Source organism: Streptomyces sp. NPDC001135, from assembly GCF_053598395.1.
On sequence record NZ_JBSFKD010000047.1, the window covers coordinates 25,957 to 44,268 of the forward strand.

Sequence of the window (18,312 nt, forward strand, 5' to 3'; positions counted from 1 at the left end):
CGGCTCGCGCCCGGTCGGCCTGCGCCTGCCCCGCGAGCCGTTCGTGAGCCGCACGCTCGCCGGTGCTGTGCACACAGGCGCTCCCTGAATGACGGGTTCCTGACGGGAAATCGGGTACTCCCCGGCCATGCGGGTGAGTGTGGTGGATGCGGGGTCGAACACGGTTCGGTTGGTGATCGCGGATGTGGAGGGCGGTGTTCCGCTGCCGGTGCACACCGTCAAGTGGAAGCTGCGGCTGTCCGAACACGTCGGTCCGGACGGCACCATCACCGACGAGGCGGTGGAGCGACTGGTCAAGGCGGTGGACGCGGCGGGCGCCACGGCCCGCAGGTGGCATGCGGCGGAGCCGCTGGCCTTCGCGACCGCGGTGGTGCGCGGCGCCCCGAACCGGCAGGAGGTGCTGCGGCGGGTCGCGGCGGGCACCGGTATCCGCATGTGCACGCTGCCGGGTGAGACCGAGGCCGAGCTGACCTTCCTGGCGGCCCGGCGCTGGCTGGGCTGGCACGCCGGTCCGCTCGCGGTGCTCGACATCGGCGGCGGCTCCCTGGAGGTGGCCTTCGGCCGGGGCCGGCTGCCCGACTTCGCCGCGTCCCTGCCGCTCGGCGCGAACCGGCTGACCCAGGAGTACCTGGCCGAACGGGACCCGCCGGGACAGGCCGAGCTGAAGGTACTGCGCCGCCGGATCCGCCATGAGCTGCGGGACGTGGCCTCGCGGATCCGCTGGGAACGGCCGCGCACCGCCGCGGTCAGCTCGCGGACGTTCCAGCAGCTGGCCCGGCTGTGCGGGGCGGTGCCCGGGCGGTACGGCCCGTTCGTGCCGCGGGAGATGCGCTGCCGGGACCTGCGCGAGGCGGTCCGCACCCTGGCCGCGCTGCCCGCCGCCGAGCGGGCCCAGCTGCCCGGGATCTCCGCGCCGCGCGCCGCGCAGAGCCTGGCGGGAGCGGTCGTCGGGCACACGGCACTGACGCTCATGGGGCTGAGCGGGGCCGTCGTGTGCCCGTGGGCGATCCGCGAGGGTGTGCTGCTGCGTTACATCGAGGACGGCGCGGACTGGTGGACGGACGTCACCTGCACCACCGGCGCCATGGCACCCCACTCCGCGACGCCGCCCTCCGCGACGCCGCCCTCCGCGGCACCCCTGCGCATCGCCAGCCCACCGGCCTGAACGGGCACCGGCCGACAGGGTCCCGCCCCGCCGCGCCGGCCTGCCCTCGGTTCGTGTTTCTCCAAAGACCCCGAAACCCGTCGTCAGCTTGTAGCGATCATGACAATCACGGGGTAGTCATGCCGGTATGGCGTTACGTCGATCACGTTCGGGAACGAAACGGCTCTCCGCGCTCGTCGCCGCCGCGGCGCTGGTCCTCGTGGGCTGCGACAGCGGCGGGACGTCGCCCACCGGCGACGGGCGGCAGCAGCTGACCGTGGCGGCGCTGCCGCTCACCGACTCGGCCGCCCTCTATCTCGCCCGGGACCGCGGGCTGTTCGCCAAGGAGGGGCTGGACGTGCGGATCCAGCCCGTCCAGCAGAGCATCCAGGCGCTGCCCGCGCTGCTCAAGGGCCAGGTGGACGTGATCGCGAGTGCGAACTACGTCACCTATTTCCAGGCCTACGAGAAGGGCACCCTGGACCTGCGCATCCTCGCCGAGGGCGTCCGGATCGCCCCGCACATGATGGACGTCCTGGTGCCCAGGGACTCCGCCCTGAAGTCACCCGCGGACCTCGCCGGCAAGAAGGTCGCCGTCGCCGTCCTCAACAACATCCAGTCCCTGACCCTGAACGCGATCCTCGACGCCCGGCACGCCGGGCGGCCCCTCTACCGGCAGATCCTGTTCCCGCAGATGGGCCCCGCACTGGAGAGGGGGCAGGTGGACGCCGCACACGCGGTGGAGCCCTTCGACACCGCCATCCAGGGCGAGTTGGGCGCACGGGTACTGCTGGACGCCGGGTCCGGCCCCGCGCGGGGCCTGCCGGCCAGCGGGTACATCACCACGCGTGACTTCGTCGACAAGCACCCGAAAGCCGCCGCGGGCTTCCGGCGCGCCGTCGAAGCGGCCTCCAGGCTCGCCGCCGGGGATCCGGGGGCGGTGCGCACGGAAGTGCCGAAGTACGCCAAGGTGAGCGCGGACCAGGCCAAGACGATCCATCTGCCCGCCTATCCGGCGACCGCCGACCCGGCCGCGCTGCGCCGGCTCATCCGGCTGATGCGCGACCAGGGGCTGTTGAAGAAGGACGTCGATCCGGCACCGCTGCTGGTGAAATGACACGGCGTCACGACATCCTGCTGGGCCTGCTCGGTGCGGCGGCGGCCTTCGGGGTCTGCGAGGCGGTCGCCCGCGCCGGGATCGTCCGGCGCAGTTACCTGCCGCCCGCCTCCGAGGTCCTCGCCCGCGCCGCCCGGCTGGCGGGTGACCCGGGCTTCCTCGACGGGGTGGGGGTGACGCTGCGGGCATGGGCGGTGGGGCTCGGGCTCGCCTGCGCGATCGCCGTACCGCTCGGGCTGCTGCTGGGCGCGGTACCGGTCGTGGAGGCCGCCGCACGCGCCGTGATCGAGCTCCTGCGGCCCCTGCCGTCCGTCGCGCTGATCCCGCTCGTGTCGCTGCTGCTCGGGTCGGGCACCGGGACGGAGGTGACACTGATCGCGTACGCGTCGCTGTGGCCGGTGCTGTTCAACACCGTCTACGGCCTCGGCGAGACCGATCCGCTGGCCAAGGACACCCTGCGCGCCTTCGGCTTCGGGCGGCTCGCGGTACTGCTGCGGGTGGAGTTGCCGGCCACCGCCCCGTTCGTCGCCGCCGGTGTGCGGATCTCGGCCGCGGTCGCCCTGATCCTCGCCGTCGCGACGGAGATCCTCTCCGGCTTCGGTCAGGGCCTCGGCATCTTCATCGCCCAGGCCCAGACGGCGACGGACGGCACCCGGGACGTGCTGGCGGGGGTGGTGTGGGCGGGCGGCCTGGGGCTGGTGATCAACGGCGTACTGGTCGGGGCGGAGCGGCGGTTGTTCGCCTGGGCGCAGGAACCCCCGCAAGGGGCGGGGCCGTTGCGGCAGGGGGCGCGGCGGTGAGCCGCACGGCGCTGTCCCTGGTGCTGCGCTGGACCGTGCTCCTCCTCGCCGTCGTCTGCTGGGAGGGGGCCGCCCGCGCACGGGGGAGCGTGTACTTCCCGCCGCCGCTGCGCATCGTCCGGCATGCCCGCGGCCTGTGGTTCTCCGGGCCCGCCGGCCATCTGTTCCTCACCCCGGCCGCCGTCGACACCATCCTGCCGAGCCTCGGTCGGATGGCGGCCGGGTTCGCGCTCGCCGCCGTCGCCGGGATCGTCCTGGGGATCGCGGTGGGCCGCTCGCGCCGGGCGTACGCGCTGTGCAACCCGGTGCTCCAGTTCGCCCGGGCCGTACCGCCGCCCGCCCTGGTGCCGGTCTTCGTCGTGGTCTTCGACTTCGGTACGCCGATGCAGGTGGCGTCGATCGTGTTCAGCGCCGTGTGGCCGGTGCTGGTCAACTCGGCCGAGGGCGCCCGCGCCACCGACCCGCTGCGGCTCCAGGTGGCGGCCGTGCTGCGGCTGACGGCGCCCGAACGGCTGTGGTTCCTGATCCTGCCCTCGGCGCTGCCCCGGATCTTCGCGGGGCTGCGGCTGAGTCTGTCGCTGTCCCTGATCCTGATGGTGTTCTCGGAGCTGCTGCCGGGCAGTGACAACGGCATCGGCTTCACGCTCACCGACGCCCAGACCCGCTCCGACCTGCTCACGGTGTGGGCCGCGCTGGTGCTGCTGGGAGCGCTCGGTTATCTGCTCAACACCGGGCTGCTGGCGATCGAGAAGCGGCTCGTCGGCCCGAGGGCGTCCGCGGGGAGGACAGTATGACGGGCACGGTCCGCGAAGCGGTCGTGAGGTTTCTGCGCGACACCGGCATGACCACGGTCTTCGGCAATCCGGGCTCCACGGAACTGCGGATGTTCCGCGACTGGCCGGACGACTTCACCTATGTGCTGGGCCTGCAGGAGTCCGTCGCCGTCGGCATGGCGGCCGGGCACGCGCTCGGCACCCGGCGCGCCGCGTTCGTCAGCCTCCATTCGGCCGGCGGGGTCGGGCACGCGCTCGGCGCCGTCTTCAACGCCTTCCGCGACCGGGTGCCGCTGGTGATCGTGGCCGGGCAGCAGGCACGCTCCCTCCTCCAGGTGCGGCCGTTCCTCGGCGCGGACGAGCCGGCCCTGTTCCCGCGCCCGTACGTGAAGTCCGCCCGCCAGCCGGAGCGGGCCGAGGACGTACCGGCCGTGCTCGCGGAGGCGTACCGGGTCGCGATGACACCGCCGCGCGGCCCGGTGTTCGTGTCCGTGCCCGAGGACGACTGGGACCGGCCCGCCGAGCCCGTGACGCCCCGCACGGTGCACACGGCGTTCACCGCCGGCCCCGACGCCCTCGGTGCGCTCGCCGCCCGGCTGGCCGGCTGCGCCCGCCCCGCGCTGGTGGTGGGGCCGGGCGTGGACGACGAGGACGCGCTGGATCCGGTCCGGGCGCTGGCCGAGCGGATCCGGGCCGGAGTGTGGATCAGCCCGCTCTCCGGCCGCTCCGGCTTCCCGGAGTCGCATCCGCTGTTCCAGGGGTTCCTGCCGCCGGTGGCCGGTCAACTGGCCGCGCGGCTCGCGCCGTACGACGTGGTGGTCGCCCTCGGCGCACCGGTCTTCACCTATCACGTGGCGGACGACGGGCCACCGCTGCCGCCCGGCACCGAGCTGTTCCATCTGGACTGCGACCCCGGCCAGGCCGCCTGGCTGCCCACCGGCACCAGCATCGTCACCACCCTGCGTCCCGCCCTGGCCCGGCTCACCGAGCTGCTGGAGGAACCCGACCGCGACCCGCCCCCGCCCCGGCCGGCCCCCGCACCGGCCCGCGTCGAGGAGCACACCACCCCGGAACTGTTCTTCGACCTGCTCAGCGCCCGGCTGCCGCACGACCGGGTCCTGGTCGAGGAGGCACCGAGCCACCGCGACACCCTGCACGCGCGCCTGCCCGTCGAGTCGGGCGGCGGCTTCCTGACCACGGGCAGCGGGGCGCTCGGCTGGGGCCTGCCCCTCGCGGTCGGCCGGGCGCTCGCCGACCGGCGCCGGGTGGTGTGCGTGGTCGGTGACGGATCGGCGCTGTACTCGGTGCAGGCCCTGTGGACGGCGGCCCGGCACGCGGCGCCGGTCACCTACGTCCTGCTGGACAACGGAGGCTACGCGGCCGTCCGCGCGCTGGGCCGCCGGATCGGCATCGCCCCCGTCCCGGGCACGGACGTCACGGGCATCGACTTCGTGGCCCTCGCGGAGTCCTTCGGCTGCCCGGCGGCCCGCGCCGAGCGCCCCGGGGAGCTGCCGGCCGCCCTGGACCACGCCCTGGGCCGGGGTGACGACGCGGGCCCCTTCCTGCTGCACCTGCCGGTCACCGGCAGCGCGGGCACCCTCTACGAGCCCTGGGCCGGGTGAGGGATGCTGCGCCTCGACTCCGTCAGCCGGCACTTCGGGGACCAGCACGTGCTGGACGGCATCAGTCTCACGGTGCCCGACGGCCAGCTCCTCAGCGTGGTCGGGCCCTCCGGCTGCGGCAAGTCCACGCTGCTGCGCACCATCGCCGGGCTGCTGCCCGCCCAGGAGGGCACGATCACGATCGACGGGACACCGGTGACGGGCGTGCCGGAGCGGCTCGCGGTCGTCTTCCAGGAGTACGGCCGCTCACTGCTGCCCTGGCTCACCGTCCGTGACAACGTGGCCCTGCCGCTGCGCCGTCGGGGCCTGGGGCGGGCGGCCCGCCGGGCCGAGGCCGAGGCGATCCTCGAACGCGTCGGCCTGCCCGGGGCCGCCCGGCGCCATCCCCGCGAGCTGTCCGGCGGCATGCAGCAACGCGTCGCCATCGCCCGTGCCCTGGTCTGCCGGCCCTCCCTGCTCCTCATGGACGAGCCGTTCGGCTCCCTGGACGCGGGCACCCGCGAGGACCTCGAGGACCTGCTGCTGGAACTCCATCGCACGAACGACACGACCATCGTGTTCGTCACCCACGACATCGACGAGAGCGTGTACGTCGGCGACCGCGTCGTGGTCCTCTCCCCCGGCCCTGGCTCCCGCGTGGTCCGCGACCTGCCGGTCGGCCTGCCCGCCGAACGGGACCAGATCCGCACGCGCGGCCTGCCGGGGTTCGTGCGGCTGCGCACGGAGGTGGGACGGTCGGTTCGTGGCGGCGGCTGAGCACCCCGGAGATGGGAGGGGTGGCCCCGAAGAGCCCGGGGCCACCCGTCACTCGGCCGTCAGCGGAGGTCTCGCACCCGCACGGTGTAGATGCCCCGGCCGTGCGTGGCGGCGTACAGCGTGCCGCCGTCCGGGCTCGTCCTCAGCTGGAGGACGGCGACGGCCGGCAGGCCGCCGATCCGCTGCCAGGTGGTGCGGCCCGGCGCGCGGTAGACGACCCCGAGGTCGGTGGCGACGGCGAGGCCGCCGTCCGCCGTGAGGAGCGCGGAGTCGGTGGGCACGTCGGGCAGGTTGGCCGAGATGTCCTTCCAGGTGGTGCCGCCGTCGGTGGACTCGAAGACGTGGCCGACGCCCGCGCCGGGGCCTTCGGTCCAGTGCCGGGAGAAGCCGTTGACGGTGAGGAAGACGTGGTCGGCGTTGTTCGGGTCGACGGCGAAGCCGCTCAGGTAGCGATTGGGCACGGTGCCGTCGACCGGCAGGCTGATGTCGTGCCAGCCGCTGCCGTCCGCGTTGCCCACGGCGATACCGCGGGCGAAGCCCTGGTTGTTGCAGGGACCGCACCAGGCGGCGTAGATCTTCCCTCCGGAGGCGGCGACGGCGGTCGCGACCCGGCCGGCGCCGAAGTCGTGGACGCCGGTCCACTCCTTGCCGCTGCGGATGGCGTAGCCGTGGGTCTGGACCCAGATGTGGCGGCCGCCGGCGACCCAGGTGTTGCCGTCGTTCAGGTCCGCCGCGAGCGGGGCGATGAAGCGGGCCTCGCTGGTGGCGTTGTCGGGCGGGGCGACGGAGTACGAGGTGGCCTTGCCCGGGTCGCTCACCCAACCGCCGTCGTTCACCGCGCAGTTCTGGGTGACCTGGACGGCGAGGTAGACGTACTCCTGGGCGATGTCGCAGCCGTTGGCCGGGGCGGTGAGGGTGTCGCCGCCGTCGCCGCCGAAGTTGGAGCCCATGACCTCGTCACCGCCGCGCAGGATGGACTGGCCGTTGTCCTGCAGGCCGCCGGTGACGGACAGGCCGCCGTGGTCGAGGTCCCTGCCGATGCCGACGGAGTAGTACTGCAGGGTGTCGATGGTGCCGTCGTTGAGCGAGGTCCAGTCGGTGGCGTGGCCGGAGGCGTCCTGGGCACCGTTCACCGGGCGCCGGTAGATGCCGCCGTCGTTGCCGACGTACACGAAGCTCTTGCCGTGGCGGCTGCCGATCGCGACGCCGTGCTGGTCGGAGTGGGTGGTCTGGTGGCAGTCGCCGGTCTGCTTGGCCGGGTCGATGCTCCAGCAGGGGAAGGTGAAGTTCCAGTACGGGCCGACCGTGGACCAGTTCGCGCCGCCGTCCTTGGTCTCGTAGACCTCCTCCAGGCCCGCGTACACATGCTGCGGGTCGGCCGGGTCCACGGCGAGGAACTGGTTGTACCAGGCCTGCACTCCCGGCATGTAACCGGCCGTGGTCAGCGCCGAGTTGTCGGCGGCCAGGCCCTTGTAGTCGGCGATCTTCGTCCAGGGGCCGGCCGGCGAGCCGGAGGCGTAGATGCCCTCCAGGCCGCTGTCCGGGTTGGTGCTGAGCTGCTTCGGGGACTGGTCGATGGCGTAGTAGCGGGAGCCGTCGGCCGAGCGGGCGAAGGTGACGTTGCCGACGTCGTCCGCGTCGGCCGGGAGGTCACCGAGGCCGCTGGTGATCCGGGTCCAGGCGCCGTTCACCCGGGTGTAGAAGCCGTTGTAGTCGTCGCCGCCGCGCCAGCCGACGGCCAGGACCACCTTGGCGGGGTCCTTGGGGTCGATGGCGATGTCGTTGGCGATGTTCTTGTACGGCGCGTCCGGGTCGCCGGCCTCGGAACCACCGGGCAGGAAGTCGGGGTTGGGCGCGAACTCCAGTTTCCAGGGGCCGCTCAGCTTCTTCATGGAGTGGCTCCACACGCCCCTGCTGGTGGCCGCCCACACCGTGTCGCCACCGAAGCGCAGCTCGTGGATGGTGGTGCTCTCCAGTTCGTCGCCGCCGACCCGGCTGCGCCCGGAGAAGGTGCCGTGGTGCGGGTGGGCGAGGACGTAGACACCGCTGCCGGGGTAGGCGTCGGAGTTGGTGGTGGCCTCGCCGGTGCCGAGCCACAGCCGGCCCGCGCGGTCGAGGGCGAGGGCGCCGGTGGACTGGGCGGGCAGCCGGTCGCTGACGGGCTGCCAGTGGCCGCCCCCGGTGCGCGAGCGCCACACCCCGCCACCGGCGCTGCCCGCGTAGACGTAGCCGTCGTCGTCGGCGGCGATGGCGGCCATCCGGCCGGTGACGTTCCCGCTGCCGCCGCTGGAGTTGGAGTCGATGTCGCGGTAGCGCGGGTCGTCGGAGTTGTACGGCAGATCGGTGAGGTGGTGCCAACGGCCTCCCGTACTCGCGAGGTTGGTGAGGTGGCGCCAGGCGGCGCCGTACGCGCCGGGTGCGACGACCCCCGGTGAGGTGCGGGCCTCGGCGTACTGGTCGGCGCCCTCGGCGATCTCGTCCGCCTCGTTGCCGTCGTCGTCCGCCGCCGCGTGCGGCGAGGCGGCGCCCACCGACTGCGCGCGCCCCTTCGCGAGTTGGCCGAGCGTGCGGACTCCGAAGGGGCTGACACCCCGCCCCGAGGCGGTGGACGGGGGTATCGCGACGAGCGCGGCGGAAGCGGTGAGCGCGCAGACGGTCAGCCACCGTCTTCTGTGGGTTGGCAGGGACACCAAGGACCTCCCGGGGTGCAGCGACACTGCTGACGCAGGAGACCCGACCACGCGGAGGCGACACCATCAGCCGCTTGGGGAAGTTTTGACGAGAACCTGCCAGTAGTTACCGCTCCGGGAGCCGGTCCTCCCGGACGGCCGTGGAAGCTGCCGTGCCCTGGGTGCGGAGCCTGCCCGCCGTCTTCAGCAGCCGGTCGGCCGGATCACGCAGCCCGGGATGGGCCAGCACCGTGTTCCGCAGTCCGCGTACCGGCCTGCGCCACAGCCGCTGGGCCAGCGCCACCGGGTGCGGACGGGCCGCGAAGCCCTCGGCGACCCGCAGTTCACGGGTCTTCAGCCAGTCCTTGTACTCCTTGTCGCCGCGCCCGAGGTCCACGAGGGTCACACCGTGCCGGGCGGCCGCCTCGGCGGTCCTCAGGTGCATCATCAAACCCGGTGAGTAGTAGTGCAGTTCGGGGTCGTACGCGGTGAACCACGCCGCCAGCACCGTGCTCGACCGGGGGCCGAAGTGGGCCGCGACCGGCCGGTCGCCCGCGTAGAGCACGGACAGCACCCCGGTGAAGTGCTCCTCGCGGACCTGGAAGAGATGGTCGACCAGACCGACGATCCACGGCCGGGAGAACCGGTCCATGCGGCCGGTCCTGCGGTACTGCGCCGACTTCCAGCGCATGAGCGTGCGCAGCGCCCGCGGGTCACGCTCGTCGAAGACGAACCGCACGTCACCGACGTCCCGACCGAGTCGCCGCTCCTTCTTCAGCGTCGTCTTGGCCAGGCTCGGATAGGTGCCGCGCAGCCACTCCGGGTAGTCGCCGTCGCCGGGCTTCACGTCGATCACCGGTGAGGCGAAGGTGCCTGTGACGTGCGGGGCGAACGGCCGCTGTTCCTGGACCAGATGGTCGAACTCGAAGATGCTGAGCCGGCAGGCCCGCAGCAGCTGCCCGGCGTCCCAGGTGACCCCGGGCCGGTGCACGAGCGCCTGGCAGTCGGACAGGCCGAGCCCGACGGCCCGTCCGGTACCGAGCGGCCCCCGCTCGTACGCGAAGAACCCGGCCGGTTCCCCGCCCTGGCGCAGGACCGCGACCCGCACGCCGCCCCGGTAGCGGCCGACGCCGACCGTGAACTCCGGTGCGAGGAAGGGGTTGGCGTACTCGGGTGACTCGTCCATCGCGCGGTGCCAGGCCCCGCGCAGCTCCGGCGTCAGCTCACCGGGTCTGTGGATGGTGATCTCCACCTCAGTTCGACCGCCCTTCCGCAGGTCGCCCTTCCGCGGGCTCGGCGAGCGGTGTGCGCGAGGCGGCACCGGTCGGTGAGGCGTGTGAATCATGGCTCATGGATCGCATGGGCGACCGCTCCCCCCACGACGCGCAGGGCGCGTCCTGCCAGTGGTACCGATGTGCGCCGAATCCCCTCCGTGCGCGACTGCTCAAACGTGGCGAAACAGTACGCACCCTGTCAAGGGTGCCTCAGGCGACGGACGATCCGCCACGGCCGCGCGGACATCGGGGACAACCCTTGGTAAAGGGCTTGCCCGGCGGCCGGATCCCGGCCCCTCCCCGGTCTTGACATGAACCTGCGTCAACCCTGAGGCTCCTGCTTGAAGTTGCTCGATTAGGGCTCCTTTCGAGCTCTTCCGAGCATCAGGAGTACGAACAGTCAGTCCGCAATGCTGCGAGGGGAGCTGTTCCGCCGTGCAAAGACAGCGAAGACTGCGCCACCGTGCGCCGTGGCCGGCCTGGATACCGCTGGGGCTGGCGGCCGCCCTGGCGGGAACCGCGCTCGCCGCCCCGGCGCCCGCCCAGGCCGCCGCCACCGCGACCGGGGCCGTACTCGACCCCGGGCACAGCAGCGTCAGCTGGCAGAGCCCGCTGTACGCCAAGGGCACCGGCGGCGGCACCGAGAGCTGCCCGGATGCCGCGACCGACCCGGACAACAAGGTCTGCGACCGATTCGACCTGACGGTCTCGGTGCCGGACGGCTACTGGGACGACAACCCCGAGGGGGGCGTCCCGCTGTCGGTCAAGTGGGAGAAGCCCTCCGACGACTTCGACCTGTACGTGTACGACGACCACGGCAAGCAGGTGGCGTCCAGCGCGGGCACCGCCGACCCGGAGGCCACGGTGATCCCGCGGGCGTCGGGGACGTACCACGTGGTGGTCGTGCCGTACGACGTGCACGACAACTCCTTCACCGGCACCGCGTACCTGCCCGCCACCACCGACGCCGGTGACCTCACCTCCTTCTCGGGCGGAGACGGCAGCTACACCATCGGGGCCGGGCGGCTGACGGCCCGCGCCGACTTCCTGACCGGCGGACAACTGCGGCTGCAGGCCGACCCGTCCGGCTCGCTGAGCGATCCGGCGGGCACCGCCATCGTGCGCCGGCAGCCCGCCCCGGAACGGCACACCTCGTCCTTCGACGCGGGCGACTACTACGGCATCCGCTCCCCGCGGGCCGTCCTGCGCGTGTACAAGAGCCCGCTGCGCTTCGGGCTGTACAAGCCCGACAACCGCACCCGCGTCTGGCAGGAGGACAAACCGCTGCGCTGGTCGACCGGCGGCATGCGGCAGAGCCTCGTGCGCGGCGCGGACGAGCAGTTCTTCGGCGGCGGCGAGCAGAACGGCAGCTTCTCGCACCGCGGGCAGACCATGTACGTGTCCAACAGCTTCGACTGGAACGAGGGCGGCTACAACAACTCCCAGCCGTTCTACCTCTCCAGCGCGGGCTACGGCGTCTTCCGCAACACCTTCGCCCCGGGCGTGTACACCTTCGGGCAGCCCGTGACCACCGGCCAGCAGGAACGGCGCCTGGACGCCTACTACTTCCTCGGTGACGCCAAGCAGGTGATCGGCTCGTACACGGCGTTGGTGGGCAAGCCGTTCATGCCCCCGGTGTACGGCCTCGAACCCGGCGACTCGGACTGCTACCTGCACAACGCCAACCGGGGCGAGCGGCACACCCTGGACGCGCTGAAGACCGCCGACGGGTACACGCAGAACCAGATGCCGCTCGGCTGGATGCTGGTCAACGACGGCTACGGCTGCGGGTACGAGAACCTGGAGCAGACCGCCAAGGGGCTGCGGGACCACCACGCCCAGCTCGGCCTGTGGACCCAGGACGGCATCGACAAGCTCGCCGACCAGGTGAAGGCGGGGCAGCGGGTGGCCAAGCTGGACGTGGCCTGGGTCGGCAACGGCTACAAGTTCGCGCTCGACGCGTGCGACGCGGCCAAGAAGGGGATCGAGGACAACAGCGACGCGCGCGGCTTCGTGTGGCTGCCGGTGTCCTGGGCGGGTGCCCAGCGCTGCGGGGTGCTGTGGAGCGGCGACCAGAAGCTGTCCTGGGACTACATCCGCTGGCAGATCCCGACCTACGCCGGCGCGACCCTGTCCGGCATCTCCTACAACACCGGTGACGTGGGCAGCATCTACCGCCACGACGCCAAGATGTACGCCCGGGACCTGCAGTGGAAGGCGTTCCTGCCGGCCGTCATGACCATGGACGGCTGGGCCAGCGACCTCACCACCGGCAAGCCCGCCGACCAGCAGCCCTGGCGGGACGGTGAGCCGTACACCTCCGTCAACCGCAAGTACCTGCAGCTCAAGGAGCGGCTGCTGCCGTACATGTACACGCTGTCCGCCGAGGCGGCGAAGACAGGGGTGGGGGCGGTGCGCCCGCTGTGGCTGGAGTACCCGGACGACCCGAACACCCTGGGGGACCAGGCGAAGTACGAGTTCCTGTCGGGCCGCGACTTCCTGGTCGCCCCGGTCTACCAGGACTCCGACACCCGGGACGGGATCTACCTGCCGAAGGGCACCTGGACGGACTACTGGACCGGCCGCACCTACCAGGGACCGACCACGGTCAACGGCTACCACGCCCCGCTGGACACACTGCCGTTGTTCGTGCGCGAGGGCGCTGTGGTCCCCATGTGGCCCCAGGGGACGACGAGTTGGCAGACCCGGGACCGGCACGAGCTGGACTGGGACCTGTACCCGGCGGCCCACGGCACGAGCCGCTACACGCTGTACGAGGACGACGGGGTGACCCGTGACTTCGCCGAGGGGGCGTCCGCGACCCAGCAGGTGTCCGTGCACGGCGACGGCAGGGGGACGACCGTCACGGTGGGCGCGAGCAGGGGTGACTACGCCGGCAAGGCGGACGCCCGCGGCTACCGGTTCACCGTGCACGGCGGCCCGGCCCCCGCGCAGGTGGTCCTCGACGGCCGCCGGCTCCCCGCCTCCGCCTGGTCGTTCGATCCCGCCACGCACGTCACGACCGTCACCACTCCGAGCCTGCCGCTGGACCGGGGCTTCACGGTGCGGCTGGTCGACGGGAAGTAAAGAGATTGCATGGTCTAGTCCAAAGTCCGTGTTGGTCTAGTCCAACTCATTGACGTGACCGCAACAGCTCCCGGAGGGTGGGGCTCCCCGCCCCGGGGACCCCACCCCCACCCTCCGGAGGCACACCGTGAGACCTCTTCGGGCATGTCTGAGCGCGGCGGCGGCCGTCGCACTCGCCGCCGCGGGCACCACCGCACTCGTCGCGAGCAACGCCTCGGGCGCGACCACCGCACTGGACAACCGCTGGTACGCCGCCGCCCCCTATCTGATGCCGCTGGACAACGACCCGCCGGACCCGGCCGCCATCATGGACGCGACCGGCCTCAAGGCCTTCCAGCTGGCCTTCGTCCTCGCGCCGAACGGCGGCGGCTGCTCGCCCACCTGGGGCGGCACCGCACCCGTCTCCTCGGACACGGCCGTGCAGTCGACGATCAGCACGATCCGCGCCAAGGGCGGTGACGTGTCAGTCTCCATCGGCGGCTACGGCGGCACCAAGCTCGGCCAGACCTGCTCCGACGCGGCGTCCACGGCGGCGGCCTACCAGCAGGTCATCACCAAGTACGGACTGCACGCCATCGACTTCGACCTGGAGGAGCCGGAGTACGAGAACACCGCGGCCGTCAGGAACGAGATCGGCGCCGCCAGGATTCTCCAGCAGAACAACCCGGGGCTGTACGTCTCCGTGACGACGGCCGGCACCGCGGACGGCACCGGCTGGTTCGGCAAGCAGATGCTGCTGGAGGCCAAGTCCCAGGGATTCACCCCGAACAACTTCTCCATCATGCCGTTCGACGGCGGTTTCAACGGGGCGGCGAGCCAGACCGGCGCGCTGACCAACTTCAACTCGATCCTGCAGTCGACCTTCGGCTGGAACCAGGCGACCGCGTACGCCCACGAGGGCTTCTCCGGCATGAACGGCCGCAGCGACACCGGTGAGTTCTTCACGCAGGCCGACTTCCAGACGGTGCTGGACTACGCGACGAGCCACCACATGGACCGCTTCACGTTCTGGTCCCTGAACCGCGACCGGCAGTGCAGCCCGCCCGACAACGGGGGCCGTACGTCCGGCACGTGCTCCAGCGTCACCCAGAACCCCTGGGACTTCGCGACGTACTCGGTGAAGTTCGCCGGCGCCACCCCGCCCACCACCCCGCCGGCACCGACCCCCACGCCGACCCCCACCCCCACGCCCTGCAAGCCCGCGTGGAGTTCGAGCGCGGTGTACACGCAGGGGAACGAGGTCTCCTACGGCAAGCACAACTGGAAGGCCAAGTGGTGGACCCAGAACGAGGTGCCCGGTGCCTCGGAATGGGGGCCGTGGCAGGACGAGGGCGCCTGCTGAACCTCTTGACGTGTCTGGTTCAGACCTTTAGGTTCACGGGTCACCGGCAGCCAAGGATGCGTTCAGCGTTCACCATGCTGAACGCCTCCTTGGCTCGACGAAGGGACCCCCCACATGACCCGATCCCGGCTCCTGGCGCCGACCACCATGACCCTCGCCCTCGCCCTCACCCTGCTCGCCGGCCCCGGCGCGAGCGCCGCCGACCCGCATGCCGCACCCGGCGGCACCTTCGACCTGTCGGTCTGGCAGCTGCAGGAGCCCGTCGGCTCCCCCGGCCACCCGACCACCATCCCGTCGTCCCGGCTCCAGGGCGCGAACGGCTACCAGGACGCGTACTTCTACACCGACACCCGCGACGGGGCGATGACGTTCTGGGCGCCCGAGAAGGGCGTGACGACGCCGAACTCGAACTACGCCCGCTCCGAGCTGCGCGAGATGAACCGCGACGGCAGCGCCGCCGACTGGGCGCTGTCCGGCTCGCACCGGATGAGCGCGACCCTGCGGGTGGTGTCCGTGACGAAGAACGTGTGCGTCGGGCAGATCCACCTCGGCAGCGGCGGCTCCTCCACCAAGCCGCTGCTGGAGCTGTACTACCACGCGAACGGCGACATCGTCCTCGGCACCGAGAACTCCCCGTCCGGCGGGCAGACCGCGCACGCCGTGGGTCATGTGGCGGTCGGCAGGACCTGGAGCTACACCATCGCCGTCTCCGGCGGCGACACCATCGACCTGACGGTCGACGGCACCACCACCCACTACGGCATCCCGTCGTCGTTCCAGCGGTACAAGCAGTACTTCAAGGCCGGCTCCTACAACCAGTCCTCCTCGGACAGCACCACCGACGGCGCCCGCGTCGCGTTCTACGGCCTCACGCTCAAACACGGGTGACACGCCGCGCGACCTGCGCGATTGGTGCAAATGGCCGCACGGTCGTAGCGTCGAGTGAACGCGGTCGGACACAGAACGACAGTGGGAGCGGCCATGCGCGGATCACTGGTGGGAACGGCAGCCACCCTCGCGGCAGGGGCCCTGCTGACAGGGGCGATGACGACGGCCTCGGCCAGCCCGCCGGCTCCGGCCGCGACGAACGCGAAGTCCGAGACGACACGGCCCGTGCTGGTCGACTGCTTCTTCCACCGGAATGTCCGCCCGGCGGACTTCATCCTCGCCTGCGGCGACGGCAACAGCCGGCTCTCCGGACTCCACTGGACCGAGTGGGGTCCGGACGGGGCCAAGGCCGTCGGCGTGAACTGGGTCAACGACTGCACTCCGTACTGCGCGGCCGGCACCTTCCACAGCTACCCGGTCGTCGTCCGGCTCACCGGCGACAAGCAGTGGAAGCGCCACCCGTCCTTCGCGCGCTACACCCAGATGACCCTGACCTACACCGCCGCCCGGCCGGACGCCTTCAAGCAGGTCATGACCTACCCGCTGTGGGACTGACCGCCCCGGCGTCAGCGGGCTCGGTCCCGGCAAATTGCGGTGCGGCGGTTCGTACACCTCTGCGACCATGCCGCAATGCGCGACACCCTCGAACAGCTGGTCGTACGGCACACCCACCGCATCCCCGCCCCCGCCGGACCCGCCGGTCACGGCGAGGTGACGACGCGGCAGTTCGACGCTGCGCTGATGTCGGTGGGCGTCAAGCTCTCCGCAGCCGCCCTCGAGCACCTGTCCTCCCTGTCCGAGGGCGTGGTCGTCGACACGGCCGTCCGCACCCTGGCGACGGTCCGCGAGCTGGTCGGCGACCATGTCGAGCACAATGTCTACTTCGTCGACTTCCCGGCGAACGTCCCCGACACCGTCCAGTTCTGGATGCGCTGCGTCGAGGACGCGCTCGCCGACGACTCCACCCGCACGGGCACGCTGAAACAGTTGATCAGCGGGGTGGTGGACCTGCTGACCCTGCCGTCGTACGGCCGCTACCGGCACACCTACGCCGAGATGCTCGCCCGGCACGACGAGCTGATCCCGGCGGCGGGCGACCGCCTGACCGTGCTGGACCTCGGCGGTCCGCTGGACGACGAGGTCACCGCGCTGTACCTGGCCCTGGCCGGCAGCAGCACCCCGCTGGGCGAGGACGGCCTGCGCGACCTGGAGGTGCTCGCCGGGCACGGCGTGGCCGGGCCGCAGCCGGAGGCGATTCCCGTGCGGGAGAACCGGGCCGTGGTCAACCGGGCGCGGCTGCGGGAGGGGGCGGACCTGCTGCTGGACACCGTCACCGACGTGCTCCGCCTGGCCTGCGCGCTGTCCGGCGGTGACGTGACCCTTCAGGAGCCCACCCGGTTCCGGGCACTGTCACGGCCGGTGCGCCGCGCGCTGCTCGCGGGACTGGACGCCGTCGTCGCCGCCTCCCCCGCCAAGCTGGCGGACGTCTCCGCGCACCGGGAGGCGTTCAAACGCCTCGGGGAGCGGCTGCACCCGCACGAGTACCCGCGGTGGCCGCACGCCGCCGACGTGTTCGCCGTCGCCCGCGGTGAGCAGCGGGCGCGTTCCTTCGAGGGCCGCGTCGAGGAGCTGCTCGGTGCCGGCGACGTCACCGGGGCGGTACGGCTGCTGCGGTCCGCGCCGGGGAAGCTGTTCCGTTCCCTGGACCGGCTGCTGCGCACGGCCCGCACCCAGGAGGAGCGGGACACGGTCGCCGGCGCGGCCGAGGAGGTCGCCGGCGAGGTGTCCGGCCGGGTGCTGCTGTCGGTGCGCGAGCATCTGCTCAACCGTGCCGGGGCGGGCGAGGGCCACCGGGTGTTCGTGGGCCGGCGGGGCCGTGCCTGGGTCACCGGCGACACCCGCCCGCCCCTGCTGCCCCCGGAGCGCGAGCGGCTGATCACCGCGCTCGACGACGAGATCGGCCGCCGGCTCCCGGCCGTGGACCGGCTGCTGGTCGACCCGGACATGCTCGATGTGGCGCTGCCGCTCAGCGGCAAGGCGACCGCGTCCGGCCTCGGCGTGCTGCCGCGCGGCTCCCTCTCGCCCGTCGACGGCGAGCTGCTGCGCTTCTTCGTGTACTGGAAGGAGTCCCGTCTGCGCACCGACTACGACCTGTCGGCGCTGCTGCTCGACGCCGGCTACGACACGGTCACCTGGCTGTCCTGGACGGCCCTGTCCGACGTCGAGGGGGAGCACTCCGGCGACATCACCGAAGCCCCCGACGGCGCCTCGGAGTTCATCAATCTGCGCCTGGGTGCCGTGCGCGGCACGTTCATCGTCCCGCAGGTCCACATCTACTCCGGCGAGGGCTTCGAGGAGGTCGAGGAGTCCTTCTTCGGGTTCATGCTGCGCGAGACCGAGCAGGACGGCCGTCCCTTCGAGCCGCGCACGGTACGGATGAAGTCGGAGCTGCGCGGACCCGGCCGGGTCGCGCTGCCGCTGGCGTTCGTGCGCGGCGCCGACGGCCGGTGGCGCGCGAAGTGGCTGCACCTCTACCTCAAGGGGCATCCGGCGGCCAACCGGGTCGAGGGCAACCAGGTGTCGGTGGCGACACTGCTGCGCGGCATCGTCGAGCGCGAGTACCTCACGGTCGGTCACCTCGCCGGGCTGCTGGCCGAGCGCGGCACGAGGGTGACCGAGTGGGACGGTACGGAGGCGGTGCCGGACGGCCCGGTCACCTACCTCGGCCTGCAGCGGCCGGAGGGCCTGCACCCGGACTCCCGGATCGTCACGCCGGAAAACCTGCGCGACCTGATCCCGGAGTGACTGCTAGCGTGGGCGACGGCGAGGCCATGAAGGGG

The 18,312-nt window shown here is 72.2% G+C and carries 12 protein-coding genes and 1 pseudogene; 11 read left to right on the forward strand and 2 right to left on the reverse strand.

The window, feature by feature from the left end; genetic code table 11:
- The first annotated feature begins 127 nt into the window (after window positions 1-127).
- The 6 genes from ACWC94_RS38125 to ACWC94_RS38150 all read left to right on the forward strand — a co-directional run bounded on the left by ACWC94_RS38125 (window position 128) and on the right by ACWC94_RS38150 (window position 6,212).
- Window positions 128-1,165 (forward strand): Ppx/GppA phosphatase family protein, encoded by a 1,038-nt coding sequence (locus tag ACWC94_RS38125; RefSeq protein WP_450801878.1) that lies wholly within the window; start codon window positions 128-130, stop codon window positions 1,163-1,165.
- Window positions 1,166-1,292: 127 nt separating this feature from the next.
- A complete protein-coding gene (locus tag ACWC94_RS38130; RefSeq protein WP_450801879.1) occupies window positions 1,293-2,261 on the forward strand; it encodes an ABC transporter substrate-binding protein in 969 nt (322 codons plus the stop codon).
- Window positions 2,258-3,061: an ABC transporter permease gene (locus ACWC94_RS38135; protein WP_450801880.1), complete on the forward strand. Its 804-nt coding sequence runs from the start codon at window positions 2,258-2,260 to the stop codon at window positions 3,059-3,061. The genes ACWC94_RS38130 and ACWC94_RS38135 overlap by 4 nt, the downstream gene beginning before the upstream one ends.
- Complete coding sequence (locus tag ACWC94_RS38140) at window positions 3,058-3,855, forward strand: ABC transporter permease (protein ID WP_450801881.1); 798 nt, start codon at window positions 3,058-3,060, stop codon at window positions 3,853-3,855. The genes ACWC94_RS38135 and ACWC94_RS38140 overlap by 4 nt, the downstream gene beginning before the upstream one ends.
- Window positions 3,852-5,456: a benzoylformate decarboxylase gene (mdlC, locus tag ACWC94_RS38145; RefSeq protein WP_450801882.1), complete on the forward strand. Its 1,605-nt coding sequence runs from the start codon at window positions 3,852-3,854 to the stop codon at window positions 5,454-5,456. The genes ACWC94_RS38140 and mdlC overlap by 4 nt, the downstream gene beginning before the upstream one ends.
- Window positions 5,457-5,459: 3 nt before the next feature.
- Entirely contained in the window at window positions 5,460-6,212 is a 753-nt protein-coding gene (locus tag ACWC94_RS38150; protein ID WP_450801883.1) for an ABC transporter ATP-binding protein, read from the forward strand.
- 59 nt (window positions 6,213-6,271) lie between these two features.
- Here the strand turns inward: ACWC94_RS38150 and ACWC94_RS38155 are convergent, their stop codons facing one another.
- The gene (locus ACWC94_RS38155; protein ID WP_450801884.1) at window positions 6,272-8,902 is read right to left on the reverse strand and encodes a glycosyl hydrolase; all 2,631 of its coding nucleotides are present in this window, start codon (window positions 8,900-8,902) and stop codon (window positions 6,272-6,274) included.
- Between the two features lie 106 nt (window positions 8,903-9,008).
- A complete protein-coding gene (locus tag ACWC94_RS38160; RefSeq protein ID WP_450801885.1) occupies window positions 9,009-10,133 on the reverse strand; it encodes a GNAT family N-acetyltransferase in 1,125 nt (374 codons plus the stop codon).
- Window positions 10,134-11,070: 937 nt separating this feature from the next.
- On the opposite strand from ACWC94_RS38160, the pseudogene ACWC94_RS38165 reads away from it, so the two are divergent.
- From ACWC94_RS38165 to ACWC94_RS38185, 5 genes and pseudogenes are all read left to right on the forward strand, one after another.
- Window positions 11,071-13,227: pseudogene (locus ACWC94_RS38165) on the forward strand (TIM-barrel domain-containing protein); the annotation flags it as partial.
- A 142-nt stretch (window positions 13,228-13,369) separates the two neighbouring features.
- The gene (locus tag ACWC94_RS38170; RefSeq protein WP_450801886.1) at window positions 13,370-14,584 is read left to right on the forward strand and encodes a carbohydrate-binding protein; all 1,215 of its coding nucleotides are present in this window, start codon (window positions 13,370-13,372) and stop codon (window positions 14,582-14,584) included.
- Between the two features lie 114 nt (window positions 14,585-14,698).
- Window positions 14,699-15,472, forward strand: a complete 774-nt coding sequence (locus ACWC94_RS38175; RefSeq protein ID WP_450801887.1) for a polysaccharide lyase family 7 protein — start codon at window positions 14,699-14,701, stop codon at window positions 15,470-15,472.
- 93 nt (window positions 15,473-15,565) lie between these two features.
- Window positions 15,566-16,027 carry a hypothetical protein gene (locus ACWC94_RS38180; protein ID WP_450801888.1) on the forward strand — a complete coding sequence of 154 codons (462 nt, stop codon included), beginning with the start codon at window positions 15,566-15,568 and terminating at the stop codon, window positions 16,025-16,027.
- Between the two features lie 75 nt (window positions 16,028-16,102).
- Complete coding sequence (locus ACWC94_RS38185) at window positions 16,103-18,277, forward strand: hypothetical protein (protein WP_450801889.1); 2,175 nt, start codon at window positions 16,103-16,105, stop codon at window positions 18,275-18,277.
- Window positions 18,278-18,312 lie beyond the last annotated feature (35 nt).

Coding starts and splice junctions, on each gene's coding strand:
- ACWC94_RS38125 (WP_450801878.1), top strand. CDS start 128: ATGCGGGTGAGTGTGGTGGATGCGGGGTCGAACACGGTTCGGTTGGTG.
- ACWC94_RS38130 (WP_450801879.1), top strand. CDS start 1,293: ATGGCGTTACGTCGATCACGTTCGGGAACGAAACGGCTCTCCGCGCTC.
- ACWC94_RS38135 (WP_450801880.1), top strand. CDS start 2,258: ATGACACGGCGTCACGACATCCTGCTGGGCCTGCTCGGTGCGGCGGCG.
- mdlC (WP_450801882.1), top strand. CDS start 3,852: ATGACGGGCACGGTCCGCGAAGCGGTCGTGAGGTTTCTGCGCGACACC.
- ACWC94_RS38150 (WP_450801883.1), top strand. CDS start 5,460: ATGCTGCGCCTCGACTCCGTCAGCCGGCACTTCGGGGACCAGCACGTG.
- ACWC94_RS38175 (WP_450801887.1), top strand. CDS start 14,699: ATGACCCGATCCCGGCTCCTGGCGCCGACCACCATGACCCTCGCCCTC.
- ACWC94_RS38180 (WP_450801888.1), top strand. CDS start 15,566: ATGCGCGGATCACTGGTGGGAACGGCAGCCACCCTCGCGGCAGGGGCC.
- ACWC94_RS38185 (WP_450801889.1), top strand. CDS start 16,103: ATGCGCGACACCCTCGAACAGCTGGTCGTACGGCACACCCACCGCATC.